Below are 13,729 nucleotides of genomic sequence, written 5' to 3' on the forward strand. Positions count from 1 at the left end.
AAAAAATGGTTAAAAGCATCACCTTTGATAATGGAACCGAATTTAATTATCATCATGCTATTGAGTATTATTTAAACACCACCGTGTACTTTGCGGAGCCTTATAAAAGCTGGCAAAGAGGCACAAATGAAAACACCAATGGCTTAATACGTCAGTTTATACCTAAGTCAGCGGCCATTTCATTAGTTGACGACAAACAGATAAAGAAAATACAATATCTATTGAACACACGCCCAAGAAAACGGCATAAGTTTAAAAGCCCTGCCGATTTTTATTCTAAGGAGTTAAGAAGAATTGCACTTCATGGTGTAATCTAGGAATTATGGTTTAGTATATTCTATTGATTAAAAATACTAATTTTTGAAATAGCCTAAAACTTCCACCGATTTGTATACTGTGAAAAATTTGTTATTATTAGAAACAGAATTTAAAATAATGTCTCGATAAGAGTCTGGATTAAAGAAATGTCTATTGCAGTTGTCGAAGTTAATCGTCAAGCAGTTATTCATAATGTTGAATATCTCAAAAAAATGGCTCCAAATAGTCAACTAGTTGCGATTATAAAAGCCAATGCTTATGCACACGGTAGTGAGGAGATTGCTCAATTATTACATGATAAAGTGAATTATTTTGGTGTATCGCGCCTTACCGAAGCTATGCAATTGCGAAACAATGGTATTAACACACCGATTCTGGCTTTGGAAGGTTTCTTCCCGCATGATGATTTAGATTATTTTATTGATTTTAACGTTCAACCAGCTATTCATAGCAAATGGCAAATTGACATATTGCAAACATCCTTCCGTAAAGATCAAATTACCACATGGTTTAAGCTTGATACAGGGATGCATCGTTTAGGTTTTTGTCCTGATGAAGCAAAAGAAGAATTTTATCGTTTGGCTAGTTGTTCAGTGGTTTGCAAACCAATTAATATTATGAGTCATTTTAGTTCGGCTGATGATCTCTCTTCAGAGAAAACGTTAAAGCAAATAGAACTATTTGATGAGTTTATTAATTCAATTGATGACAAATCACTTATTGGCAAACGCTCGATTGCTGCATCAGGCGGTATATTAGCCTGGCCAAAAGCTCAGCGAGATGTTGTGCGTCAAGGTATTGCTTTATATGGTGTTTCACCTTTTGATGAACCTATTGCTGAGCTACAACCCGCGATGACGTTTAAATCTGAATTAATTGCAGTACGAAAACACAAAAAAGGTGAATCAGTTGGCTATGGTCAAATTTGGTGTAGTCAGCAAGATACTAAACTGGGTGTGGTTGCAATGGGTTATGGTGATGGTTATCCACGAAATATTCCAGAAAATACCCCTGTATTGATTAATGGGCGAAAAGTACCAATTGTAGGTCGCGTCTCAATGGATATGATTGTGGTTGATTTAGGTATAAATTGCCTTGAAAAACCCGGTGACGAAGTCATATTTTGGGGACCTGGACTTCCCGTTGAAGAAATTGCAAAGCACACAGGAATTAGTGCTTACGAATTAATAACGCGCTTAACTTCACGCGCAAAAATTCATTATAGTAGATAAATTTAGTTATGATTAAAAAAATATTTTTATACACTTTACTTACCCTTATATTAATTGTTGGTGGCTCGATCAGTATTGGTTATTACTTTTTGCAGCAGTTTTCTAAACAACAGATGCAAGTCACTGCCGGAAATCAAATGTTTGTTTTGAAAAAAGGCACATCCATGCATCAGTTAGTTGAGCAAGTTAAAGAAAGCCAATTGCTCGAAAGGGCATATTTGCTTCCTTATTTATGTAAATTAGAACCCTCATTAAGATCCATTAAAGCAGGAACTTATCAATTACATCCGCATATGACTGTTGAAGAGTTTTTGCAATTATTAGTGTCGGGCAAAGAAAGCAATTTTTCAATTCAGTTTGTGGAAGGTAAACGTGCTAAAGATTGGTTGAATGTTATTCAAAATGCTCCTTACATTGAGCAAACCTTAGTTGGAAAAACAGATAAAGAAATTGCTAAGTTGTTAGGCATTGAAGGATCGATTGAAGGCTGGTTATCGCCTGATACTTATCTTTATACCGCAGATACTTTAGATATTAATATTCTAAAACGTGCACATATGACGATGAAAAGTAATCTGCAAAAAATTTGGGACAATCGCGATGAGGATCTTCCTTACCAATCGCCTTATGAACTCCTTATTATTGCATCAATTATTGAAAAAGAAACCGGCATTAGTTCTGAACGGGCAAATGTGGCTTCGGTATTTGTTAATCGTCTAAAAAGAAAAATGAAGTTACAAACTGATCCCACCATTATTTATGGTTTAGGTGATGACTATAAAGGTACTATTAGACGTGTTGATTTAACTGACACTGGAAATCCTTATAATACTTATATTATTGAAGGATTACCGCCAACTCCAATTGCAATGCCAAGCCTCGCCTCGCTTGAAGCAGCAGCACACCCTGCTAAAACTAATTATCTGTTTTTTGTGGCGAATGGAACCGGGGGACACACATTCTCAAATACTTACAGTAACCATCAACAAGCGGTTAATCAGTATCGACGAATGAATAATAGTGGAAATTAATCAAAAAATTTAATAAAATCAATAATCTACCGAAATGTTTTTGGGGTTGTGATTATCATAATTATTACCGCATATTAATGCGGTAATTTGTCATGATTAAATTGCGCTAAATCATCAAGTTGCTTAATTAGATAAAGTAGATGATTAACATTTTGTTCTTGCTCTTTTAGCGCTTCTTCAAAATAAGGGTGTAGAGCAAATTTGGGTAAATTTGTTTTGGCGTCAATCATTGCTTGTATTCGTGGAATAAAAATCCATTGTAACCACTCGTGTGCTTGCATGGTGTCAATAGCAAAAGGTTCTTGGCTTAAAAATGCATCGGGATTTGGCGGTATAGCTTGCCATAAGTCGATTTTTTGTAATTCTTTAATAATTTGTTCAAGCTGATTTAGTAGCTTTTGTCCTTGCGATTTTTGTGTTAGTAAATTCTGATAATGTTGCCAATCAAAAAAAGGGCCTGGATCTGTTTTTCGATCTGGGGCAATATCGCTATGGCCAGTAATATCTTTGATGGCATAAGTTTGTTGTAATAATAACGTAACATTTACTAATTGCTGATATTGTTGTTCGGTAAAGTTATCGTTATCACATCCTTCCATTTCAATACCGATCGAAAAATCGTTACAATTTTCTTGCCCTTCAAATGCTGATTTTCCTGCATGCCAGGCACGTTTATCAAATGGAACAAATTGAATAATTTCACCATCACGTCGAATAAATAGATGGCTTGATACTTCAAGTTGATGAATCGAAGCAAAGTACGGGTGCAGGTTGGGATCGAGCCGACCAGTAAATAATTGCTCAACATAAGGACCTCCATATTCATTGGGCGGTAAGCTTATATTATGAATAACAAGTAGTGATATCGGTTTATTAATAGGTCGTTCATTATAAAAAGGCGAAACAACTTGCTTTATACCTTGTAACCAGCCATTAACAATTTTTAGGGACATAGTGACTCCAACTTATTTTATAAACCGATGTATGGATTTGTCTGTTTTGCGATTTGCTTCGCAAAAATTGAACATACAACGTAATAATTAACTCCATTAAGGATTTTACTTTCCAATTTTGTTGTTTCGTTATTATTCCATTTTTTTGTTTTGCTATAAAGGCTCTTAGATTAAATCATTGACTAAAAATAGAGGTATTTATGTCTAATCAATCGGGCTTTACGTTATTTGAACTTATGATTGCTATTATTGTTATCGCTATCTTAGCCGCTATCGGCGTTCCAGCTTATCAAGGATATGTAAAAAAAGCTGCCTTAACCGATATGTTACAAACGATGACTTCGTATAAAACAGCTGTCGAAATTTGTGCTGTAGAGCAGGGTAGTTTAACCAATTGTAGTAATGGTAATAATGGCGTACCAGCTAGTCGTACATCAAATTATGTTACTTCTATTACGGTTAATAACGGAGTTATTACTTTGGTTGGAACTAGCGCCTTAACAGGGTTAACTACCACACTGACACCAACAATTAACGCTACTCATGGAAATTTAGATTGGAGTCGAGTTTGTACCACATCTCCAACGGATACCAGTTTAACCAGTGCTTGTGAAGATATTTTTAAATTCTAATGTTCGTATTTAATAATTGACGGATAAGGAACCGCCTTTATGCAAGAAGAACAGTTAATTGAAAGTATCGATAAATTGTTACTTGAAGCATTGAATAATCGAGCTTCGGATATTCATTTTGAACCTTATCAACATAGTTACCGTATACGCATGCGTATTGATGGTGTTTTACATGATATGTTATCACCGCCTCTTGCATTAGCTAAACAGATAACAGCAAGATTAAAAATCATGTCTCAACTTAATATAGCTGAACATCGATTACCGCAAGATGGTCAACTCATTATTGATCGTTATACCATGCGTATTTCCACTTTGCCTGTAATGAATGGCGAAAAAATTGTTTTAAGAGTAATGGATAACCATGAGTCTGAATTAACCATTAATGATTTAGGGTTAACGGATGCAGATCTGTTAACATTCAAACAAATTTTAGACTACCCACAAGGATTGATTTTAGTTACAGGTCCAACAGGAAGCGGTAAAACGGTGACGTTATATAGTGGATTAAAGCGGTTAAATAAAACCGAACGTAACATCTGTAGTGTCGAAGATCCCATTGAAATTCCTCTAGAGGGTATTAATCAAACTGCGATTAATCTCAAGGCTGGCTTAACATTTGCTATTGTATTGCGTGCTTTACTACGGCAAGATCCTGATGTAATGATGGTCGGCGAAATTCGCGATCATGAAACCGCCGAGATTGCAATTCAAGCTGCGCAAACAGGGCATCTAGTATTATCTACATTGCATACTAATTCAAGTGTCGAGGCAATAACACGATTAAAGCAAATGGGTATAGAAAATTATCTATTATCATCAAGTTTAAAATTAATCATTGCTCAGCGGTTAGTTCGAAAATTGTGTCCACACTGTAAGGTAGTAGCGAATGATCTGGTTATGTTTGGTAATGAACATGTACCACATTATTTGTCTTCAGGATGCTCTAATTGTATTGGTGGCTACAAAGGAAGAATTGGACTATACGAGTTGTTAGTCATCACTCCCGAAATTCAACAACAAATCTTAGCAAATCAAGCTATTTTATCCTCAAATATGATTTCTTTAAAAAAAGCTGGGCAAAAATTAGTGAAGCAGGGTATGACAACGTTAGCTGAATTAAATCGAGTCTTGGGTGATACAGTATGAAACGGCTCTATTATTGGTATGATGTCGATTTTAATCAACACAAAATTATCGCTGAATCATCACAGGCTGCTAAAAGACTGTTATTGTTGCAAGGTAAAATTGCCATTAAGATTAAAGCTGGTAAAATTATTACTGCACATAGTTTTAATCGTACAGATCTACTGATGATTACCAAACAATTAGCGACTATGTTAAAAGCCGGTTTGTCTATTATTGATACATTACAATTGCTTGCTCAAGAACAAGCTAAATCTCATTGGCAATATTTGTTACTTGATATCAAACAACAAGTCGCTAAAGGCGAATTTTTATCTCAAGTATTGCAGCAACATCAATCGGTATTTTCCTCTTTGTATTGTGAGATTATTGCAACTGGCGAACTAACTGGGCAGCTTGATGAAAGTTTTGAACAATTATCGTTATTGCTTGAAAAATCAATTAAACTGCAAAAAAGCCTAAAAAAGGCAATGCGTTATCCGTTGTTTTTATTATTGATTGCAATGATGGCAAGTTTGGTAATGTTATTATTCGTTTTACCAAAATTTTCCGATATTTATCAAAATTTCGATGCTGAACTACCAGCTTTTACACAAGGAATTATTGATTTTTCGAGTTATTTGCAACAAAACTGGTTAATTTGGTGTATCGTCTTTTTTATTAGTTATTTCTGTTATCAGCGCTATTTAAAAGTGCGTTATCGACGTAAAATCGAAATGATAGTAATAAAATTTCCTTTTATTGGAAAAATTATTCAAACCACTTGCTTAACTCAGATTTTTCAAACAATTGGAATCACTCAAAAAGCAGGCATACCATTATTAGCGGGTTTAACTGCGGCTGCTAATACTACGTGCTATTGTCTTTATCGTGATAGTATTTCTCAAATTATTGTAGGCATTGAGCAAGGGCTTCCATTTAGCCATGTATTGCATGGGCAACGATACTTTCCTAATTTATGTTCACAGTTAATTCATGTGGGGGAGGAGTCAGGCACACTAGATTTAATGCTCGATAAATTAGCAATTTATTATCAAGAACAAAATCAAACCTTAACCGATAATTTATCGCAAGCATTTGAGCCATTATTAATGCTTGTTTTGTCTTTAATTATTGGCAGTTTAATTGTGGCTATGTATTTACCGATATTCCAAATGGGCGATGTAATTCACTAATGTTAGTATTTATTATTATCTATTTAGGTCTTTGTATCGGTAGCTTTGTTTATGTTGCTTATTATCGTTATTTGCCAACACTGAAAGCATATCAATATTTATGTCGAATTTGTTTTCATCGATCTGCTTGCTCACATTGTCATAGTAAGCTTAAAGCTTGGCAATTGATACCGATTATTTCTTGGTTAATATTAAAACGACGTTGTTATTACTGTAATACCAATATTTCATGCCAATATCTTATTGTTGAATTATTTGTCGCTGTTTTATTTATTTTTATCTATATTGATAAAAGCTTCAATTATCAAAGCGGTATTTTAATGATTCTTGGTTGTTATTTTTTGCTTTTAGCTTTAATTGATTTTAAATACTATTTATTGCCAGATTTGTTTACCCAACCATTAATGTGGGCAGGTGTAATGCTTGCCTATTTTGACATGGCAAATATCATCTTAACCGATGCTTTGCTAGGTATTTTTTTGGGATATATATTATTAAAAGTACCTGCTACTTTATTTTATTTGGTATCTAAAAAACAGGGATTAGGGGGAGGCGATATCAAATTGCTTGCCGCTCTTGGTGCTTGGTTGCCTTATACATTATTACCAATGTTATTATTTTTTGCTTCCTTATTGGGGATTATATATTCTCTTTTTTTGCGATATGTGATCAATAAACCAAAATCAAATGTTATTCCATTTGGTCCTTTCTTATTAATTTCTGGTTATGTGATTTATTATTTCTGTTAAAAAGTTTCAGGGAAATAGGTGTTTTAATCAATTTATTGTTAATTAATAAGTGTAAAAGTGCATAAATGTATTATTTTTTCATTAAATACAATATATAACTAAAATTGATATCCATAGTAAAATTAGTTATTTTTATAAAAGTGAAAATCGCATTATAGTGTTAGCTAGGCTTGTTGAACCGCAGGTTATTCACCTACTAAGGAATTACTTATGATAACTAATAGTATTAATCAATTAAAAACCGAAATGATAACATGGCGCCATCATATTCACGCCCATCCAGAAACAGCCTTTGAAGAGGTTAAAACCACGCAATTTATTATCGAAAAGTTACAATCCTTTGGTATTAGCGAGTTATATACTGATTTTGCTCCAACAGGGGTTGTTGGTATTATTAAAGGTAATCGTGATGGACGATGGATTGCTCTGCGAGCTGATATAGATGCATTAGATATTATTGAAGGAAATAATATTAATTATTGCTCAACCATTTCTGGCAAAATGCATGGGTGTGGTCATGATGGACATACTGCTATGTTACTAGGAACGGCTAAATATCTTAGCGAACACTGTGATTTTGCTGGTACTGTTGTTCTTATTTTTCAACCAGCTGAAGAAAACGAAGGCGGAGCCAGAGTAATGGTTGAAAATGGCTTATTTGAACGATTTCCGATTGAAGCAGTATATGGCATGCATAATCAACCTAATATGGAGTTAAATCACTTTTATATTAATCATGGCCCAATGATGGCATCGTATGATGTATTTGAGATCAAAATAACGGGTGTTGGTGCTCATGCCGCTGCGCCTCATCTAGGGAAAGATACAATTTTGACAGCTACGCAAATCGTAAATGGATTACAAAGTATTGTGAGCCGTAATGCTGATCCTTTAAGTTCATTGGTAGTTAGCGTAACGCAAATTCATAGTGGCGATACTTGGAATGTGTTACCACAGGAAGCGGTTATTCGCGGTACTGTTAGAACATTTAGTGCACAAGTACAAGATATGGCTGAAAATCGTATTAAACAAATAGCAACAGGTATTGCCACAACATTTGACGCTAAGGCGGAAGTAGATTATCAACGCCGTTACCCAGCTACCATCAATTACGCTAAACAAGCTGATATTGCTATTGCAGCGGCTAAACAAGTTGTTGGGCAAGATAATTTAATTATTGATCCTCTCCCTTCAATGGGTTCAGAAGATTTTGCTTTTATGCTACAAAAAATCCCTGGTGTTTATGTATGGTTGGGCGCTGGTAAAGGGGCTAATTTGCATAATCCAGCTTTTAACTTTAATGATGAAATGTTAACAACTGGTGTAAGCTATTTTGTTGAAATAGTTAACCAAGAACTTGCTAACTAAGTTAAAACGATACCCCAAAAACAGCTGGAATAAACGTTGTGTTATTCCAGCTTATTAGTTGCAAACAATTAAAATGTCATTCGGCTATTGTCATTTCCATATACTCTAAATGGTGTATTTAAATCAATTCCATTATTAAGTACCACTTGGACACAAACCCCATCTTTATCGTCCAGTTTTACCACAGCTAAAACAAGTCCCCCTTCTCGCCAACCGCCGGCAAGTTTATACTCAAGCGTACTACCTATTTTAGGTAGTACATCGCTCGTGCCCTTTATAACATACATTCCACGCGTATTTGCTCCACGGAACTGTGCTCTAGCTACCATTTCCTGACCACAGTAGCAACCTTTTTCAAAGCTGATTGCGTCATAAGATTGCAAATTACAGGCTTGTGGTAATAATATTGCCATATTGTCATTATCAATGATAGGGTAACCAGCTTGCAAATCAAGTTTTAACCAGTCGCTACATGGATGTAAATCTTCAGAAATAGGTTCTGGTGTTACCATAATAATGCGCACTTGTGGTAATGGTAGTTTGATATAGGTGATATTATTTTCAGTAAAACAGTTTTTATCGCTTAATTTTTCTGCGATTTCAGGGGGTATCGCATCTCCAACTAAGCCGACCATATTTAGATCTTCGACTGGTTCGATAGTTACTTTAGAAAAAACAGCGTATTTTGCTAGTTCGGCAATCTGTTTTTTAACAACACTTTTACGCTCAATATAGTAAATATCATTATCTCGTTGAAATAACAATAAAGTAGTCCACATTCTACCTTTATTGTCGCAATGAGCAGCATAAAGCGTAGATTTTTCTGAAAGTCGGTTAATATCGTTGGTTATTTGACCTTGCAAAAAAGCTCGGTTATCCTCACCTGTAACTTTAACTAACTGCCAGTCAGCAAGAGAGGTTGGTTTAGAAGAAATATTGCTCATATTTGTACCTTTGGGTGATGAAGAATCCTAGTACCGTTATGGCTAGAAATACTTATCTTCTGAGTTTATATAAAAAATAAAAAAATAACAATAAAATCAATTAGCAATATTTAAATAAAATAGATAGATTACGGATATTATTCATAATATTATTAAAAAATAATTTTATTAGTGGATAATTTTTTCAGTAAAACACTTAGTTAATTGACTTTAATTGATTTTATTTATAAGTTGATACAAAATAAATGACTAAATGACTAATCAGTTACATTGGAGACAACAACCATGGCAAAACTGTCAGGCGCAGAGATGGTTATTCAATCTTTGATTGACCAAGGAGTAAAACAGGTATTTGGCTATCCAGGTGGTAGTGTTCTTGATATTTATGATGCCATTCACACGTTAGGTGGTATTGAACATATATTAGTTCGCCATGAACAAGCTGCGGTACATATGGCCGATGGTTATGCTAGAGCAACAGGGAATGTTGGCGTTGTTTTAGTTACATCAGGCCCTGGGGCTACAAACACTATTACTGGTATTGCAACAGCTTACATGGATTCGGTTCCACTAGTTATATTGTCAGGACAAGTTGCCAGTAACCTAATTGGTAATGATGCATTCCAAGAATGTGACATGATCGGAATTTCGCGTCCGATTGTTAAACACAGTTTTTTAGTCAAAGATAGTAAAGATATTCCAGAAACCATCAAAAAAGCATTTTATATTGCTTCGACAGGAAGGGCTGGTCCCGTGGTTATCGATCTACCAAAAGATATTGTTAATCCAGCTAACAAATATAATTATCATTATCCAAAATCAGTTTTAATGCGATCTTATAATCCAACTATTCAAGGCCATAAAAAACAGATCAAAAAAGCATTAACCACGTTATTATCAGCTAAAAAGCCGGTGTTATTTATTGGTGGTGGGGTTATTGCCGCCGGTGCTAGTGGCGAAATTAAGGCACTAGCAGAAAAATTAAACTTACCTGTTGCTTCAACGTTAATGGGTATAAGTGCTTTTCCGGGAACTGATAAACATTATCTTGGTATGATTGGAATGCATGGTGTTTATGAAGCTAATATGGCCATGCATAATGCCGATGTTATTTTTGCAATCGGTGCACGTTTTGATGATCGAACAACCAATAATGTTGAAAAATATTGTCCAAAAGCCAAAATTATTCATGTTGATATCGATCCGACTTCTATTTCAAAAACTATATTTGCTTCGATTCCTGTAGTTGGAGACGCAAAAGTTGTTCTAGAAACTTTGTTGTCTATGTTAAATGAGTTAAATACAGAACGTGATCTTGACGCATCAATTGATTGGTGGAAACAGATAGAACACTGGCGTGCACGTCATTGCTTAGCTTATAACCATGAAGGGCAAAGTATTAAACCACAAGAAACAATACAAGTGTTATATAAACTAACCAAAGGTGATGCATTTGTGACAACCGATGTTGGTCAACATCAAATGTTTACTGCGCTTTATTACCCATTTGACAAACCTCGTCACTTTATCACATCTGGTGGGCTTGGCACGATGGGATTTGGTTTGCCAGCGGCGCTGGGAGTCAAATTAGCATATCCTAAAAAAACCGTTGTATGTGTAACAGGCGATGGTAGTATCCAAATGAATATTCAAGAATTATCAACTGCATTGCAATATGGTTTACCAGTACTGGTTTTAAATTTGAACAACCGCTTTTTAGGTATGGTTAAACAGTGGCAAGATATGATTTATGCTGGACGTCATTCAAGTTCTTATATGGAATCTTTACCTGATTTTGCCAAAATTGCAGAAGCCTATGGCCATGTTGGTATGGTAATAACAAAACGTGAGGAACTAGAATCTAAACTGAAACAAGCATTAGCAATCAAAAACCGTTTAGTTTTTGTTGATGTTATGACTGATGCGACTGAACATGTATATCCAATGCAAGTTCGAGGTGGTGCAATGAACGAAATGTGGCTTAGTAAAACGGAGAGAACTTAATGCGTTATATATTATCAATCTTAACCGAAAACGAACCGGGCGCATTATCACGAATTATCGGCTTGTTTTCGCAACGTGGTTTTAATATTGAAACTATTACCACTGCTCAGACCGAAGATCCTACCATGCACCGCATGACAATTCAGACCTCGGGTGATGAGCATGTGATTGAACAAATTCAAAAGCAATTGCATAAACTTGTTAATGTTTACCGTGTTCATGATTTAACCGAAGGCCCGCATGTAGAGCGTGAAATCATGCTAGTAAAAGTAGAAGCAAAAGGTTCACAGGCACGTGATGAAGTTAAACGTTGTGCCGATATTTTTAGGGGCTCGATCGTAGATGTCACTGCAACACATTACATTGTACAACTATCGGGTACTAGCGAAAAACTAGATTCATTTTTAGCCTCAATCCGTGAAACATGCAATATTATCGAAACAGTCCGTTCAGGAATTATAGGCTTATCACGTAGTGAAAAAACAGTTAAATAGCTACATTTATAGTTAATATATTTATTAAGGCACATTGTGTGCCTTAATTTTGTTAATAGTACTAAATTGTTTTTTTTTAATCAAAAGGCATAAAGATGTTGTCATAATTTAATCTAGCCAAAAATTAACAATAACAACTCGTTATGCCTAGAACTAGGCTACTAGATACTTACTTGAAAAAGTGCCAAAATTGGAAGATCAGTAGTCTCTAGATTAAAGTAATAATTGTTAGTAATAACCATTACTGTATGTAACAAAAATGGAAATAATAATTACAATGTATAAAAAAATAAATACAATCGAAGCGATAAATGTGATTAGAAAATATTTCCAATAACCATAAAGATTTTCTATAGCACCAACGATATCGTCTCCTTTTCGAAGACTTGCAGCTAAGCTAAATGCACTTCCCGATTTGAAAAGTTTTATTCCAGCAAAAATTTGAGGAATGCCAACAATAGCAGTAATTATTCCTAGACATGTAAAAGCGCCAGCAATTATAAAAATAACACCAAAAACTTGTTGCATAGTAGCAATAAAACGCATATGTTTTATTAATAATTCAGTTGTTTGAAAAGAAATTGTATTTGTTTGATTTGTATTCATTTTTATTCCTTATATTATTGCTCTATTTGAAAGCGACGAATAGAATAGCATTTTTTAAATTAATGTCGAGGTGATTTTGCATAACATTTTAAGTTTAAATAGTTTTTCTATCGCTCCTATGTTAGATTGGACAGATAAACATTGCCGTTATTTTCATCGAATCTTAACAAAAAAAACATTGCTATATACTGAGATGGTGACTACAGGCGCAATTTTATTTGGGAAAGGTGATTATTTAGCTTTCAACAATGAAGAGAATCCAGTTAGCTTGCAACTAGGCGGTAGTGATCCTAACGCATTAGCGCAATGTGCAAAATTAGCGCAAGAACGTGGTTATGACGAAATCAACTTAAATGTGGGATGTCCATCAGATCGCGTACAAAATGGTATGTTTGGTGCTTGTTTAATGGGAAATCCAAATTTGGTTGCCGATTGTATTGCTCAGATGCAAGATCAGGTTGATATTCCCGTCACGGTAAAAACAAGAATAGGTATTGATGATTGCGATAGCTATATTTTTTTATGTCAATTTATTGAAAAGGTGATGCCTTACACCAAAACATTTATTGTACATGCGCGCAAAGCATGGTTATCAGGATTAAGTCCAAAGGAAAATCGTGAAGTTCCACCGCTTGATTATGATCGTGTTTATAAATTGAAACAAGATTATCCCAATTTAACTATAGTCATCAATGGCGGCATAAAAACGATTGATGAAATAAAATGCCATTTACAGCATGTCGATGGAGTGATGGTTGGACGAGAGGCATATCAAAATCCAATGTTACTTACTGAAATTGATACGCAAATTTTTGGCACAAATACCTCCATCATTGATCCCCTATCTGCTATTCAAGCACTTTACCCTTATATCGAACAACAACTAATGCAAGGTGCGCAACTTAACCATATTATGCGGCATACTTTAGGTATATTTAATGGACGTAAAGGAGCAAAACAATGGCGGCGTTATCTTAGTGAAAATGCGCATAAAAAAGGGGCAGGTGTTGAGGTTGTTGAACAGGCTTTAACATTCATCAAATAATATTTAACAAAATAGCAATTAAATTTGCTTAA

Annotated in this window: 13 protein-coding genes and 2 pseudogenes; 11 read left to right on the forward strand and 4 right to left on the reverse strand. The window is 34.8% G+C overall.

What is annotated here, in order from left to right; translation table 11 throughout:
- The 3 genes from A9G37_RS06235 to mltG all read left to right on the forward strand — a co-directional run.
- The coding region (locus A9G37_RS06235; protein ID WP_141671098.1) for an IS30 family transposase at nucleotides 1-317 on the forward strand (317 nt) is incomplete at its 5' end.
- Between the two features lie 147 nt (nucleotides 318-464).
- On the forward strand, nucleotides 465-1,550 hold the full coding sequence (gene alr / locus A9G37_RS06240) for an alanine racemase (protein ID WP_034911389.1): 1,086 nt from the start codon (nucleotides 465-467) through the stop codon (nucleotides 1,548-1,550).
- A gap of 8 nt (nucleotides 1,551-1,558) precedes the next feature.
- Nucleotides 1,559-2,581 (forward strand): endolytic transglycosylase MltG, encoded by a 1,023-nt coding sequence (mltG, locus tag A9G37_RS06245; protein ID WP_065574945.1) that lies wholly within the window; start codon nucleotides 1,559-1,561, stop codon nucleotides 2,579-2,581.
- Between the two features lie 74 nt (nucleotides 2,582-2,655).
- Here mltG and A9G37_RS13555 read toward each other — a convergent pair.
- Nucleotides 2,656-2,964 (reverse strand): annotated as a pseudogene (locus A9G37_RS13555) (YqcC family protein); the annotation flags it as partial.
- A 21-nt stretch (nucleotides 2,965-2,985) separates the two neighbouring features.
- A pseudogene (ampD, locus tag A9G37_RS13560) lies at nucleotides 2,986-3,534 on the reverse strand (1,6-anhydro-N-acetylmuramyl-L-alanine amidase AmpD); the annotation flags it as partial.
- 200 nt (nucleotides 3,535-3,734) lie between these two features.
- On the opposite strand from ampD, the gene ppdD reads away from it, so the two are divergent.
- The 5 genes from ppdD to A9G37_RS06275 all read left to right on the forward strand — a co-directional run bounded on the left by ppdD (nucleotide 3,735) and on the right by A9G37_RS06275 (nucleotide 8,604).
- Nucleotides 3,735-4,166 carry a prepilin peptidase-dependent pilin gene (gene ppdD, locus A9G37_RS06255; RefSeq protein WP_065561156.1) on the forward strand — a complete coding sequence of 144 codons (432 nt, stop codon included), beginning with the start codon at nucleotides 3,735-3,737 and terminating at the stop codon, nucleotides 4,164-4,166.
- Between the two features lie 39 nt (nucleotides 4,167-4,205).
- Nucleotides 4,206-5,315: an ATPase, T2SS/T4P/T4SS family gene (locus tag A9G37_RS06260; RefSeq protein WP_065574946.1), complete on the forward strand. Its 1,110-nt coding sequence runs from the start codon at nucleotides 4,206-4,208 to the stop codon at nucleotides 5,313-5,315.
- A complete protein-coding gene (locus A9G37_RS06265; RefSeq protein ID WP_065574947.1) occupies nucleotides 5,312-6,487 on the forward strand; it encodes a type II secretion system F family protein in 1,176 nt (391 codons plus the stop codon). The genes A9G37_RS06260 and A9G37_RS06265 overlap by 4 nt, the downstream gene beginning before the upstream one ends.
- A complete protein-coding gene (locus tag A9G37_RS06270) occupies nucleotides 6,487-7,236 on the forward strand; it encodes a prepilin peptidase (RefSeq protein ID WP_065574948.1) in 750 nt (249 codons plus the stop codon). The genes A9G37_RS06265 and A9G37_RS06270 overlap by 1 nt, the downstream gene beginning before the upstream one ends.
- Before the next feature lie 210 nt (nucleotides 7,237-7,446).
- Nucleotides 7,447-8,604 (forward strand): M20 aminoacylase family protein, encoded by a 1,158-nt coding sequence (locus A9G37_RS06275; protein WP_065574949.1) that lies wholly within the window; start codon nucleotides 7,447-7,449, stop codon nucleotides 8,602-8,604.
- Between the two features lie 68 nt (nucleotides 8,605-8,672).
- Here A9G37_RS06275 and ygfZ read toward each other — a convergent pair whose 3' ends face one another.
- A complete protein-coding gene (gene ygfZ, locus A9G37_RS06280; RefSeq protein ID WP_065574950.1) occupies nucleotides 8,673-9,548 on the reverse strand; it encodes a tRNA-modifying protein YgfZ in 876 nt (291 codons plus the stop codon).
- 285 nt (nucleotides 9,549-9,833) lie between these two features.
- Between ygfZ and ilvI the strand changes: the two genes are divergently transcribed.
- Nucleotides 9,834-11,552 (forward strand): acetolactate synthase 3 large subunit, encoded by a 1,719-nt coding sequence (ilvI, locus tag A9G37_RS06285; protein WP_065574951.1) that lies wholly within the window; start codon nucleotides 9,834-9,836, stop codon nucleotides 11,550-11,552.
- Nucleotides 11,552-12,046 carry an acetolactate synthase small subunit gene (ilvN, locus tag A9G37_RS06290; RefSeq protein WP_034915536.1) on the forward strand — a complete coding sequence of 165 codons (495 nt, stop codon included), beginning with the start codon at nucleotides 11,552-11,554 and terminating at the stop codon, nucleotides 12,044-12,046. The genes ilvI and ilvN overlap by 1 nt, the downstream gene beginning before the upstream one ends.
- 228 nt (nucleotides 12,047-12,274) lie before the next feature.
- Here the strand turns inward: ilvN and A9G37_RS06295 are convergent, their stop codons facing one another.
- Nucleotides 12,275-12,652 carry a DUF5362 family protein gene (locus A9G37_RS06295; RefSeq protein ID WP_051634320.1) on the reverse strand — a complete coding sequence of 126 codons (378 nt, stop codon included), beginning with the start codon at nucleotides 12,650-12,652 and terminating at the stop codon, nucleotides 12,275-12,277.
- A gap of 118 nt (nucleotides 12,653-12,770) precedes the next feature.
- On the opposite strand from A9G37_RS06295, the gene dusA reads away from it, so the two are divergent.
- Nucleotides 12,771-13,697 carry a tRNA dihydrouridine(20/20a) synthase DusA gene (dusA, locus tag A9G37_RS06300; RefSeq protein ID WP_065574969.1) on the forward strand — a complete coding sequence of 309 codons (927 nt, stop codon included), beginning with the start codon at nucleotides 12,771-12,773 and terminating at the stop codon, nucleotides 13,695-13,697.
- The last annotated feature ends 32 nt before the right edge of the window (nucleotides 13,698-13,729 follow it).

Origin of the sequence: Gilliamella sp. GillExp13 (genome assembly GCF_001690815.1) — a bacterium.
Lineage (GTDB): Bacteria > Pseudomonadota > Gammaproteobacteria > Enterobacterales > Orbaceae > Gilliamella > Gilliamella bombi.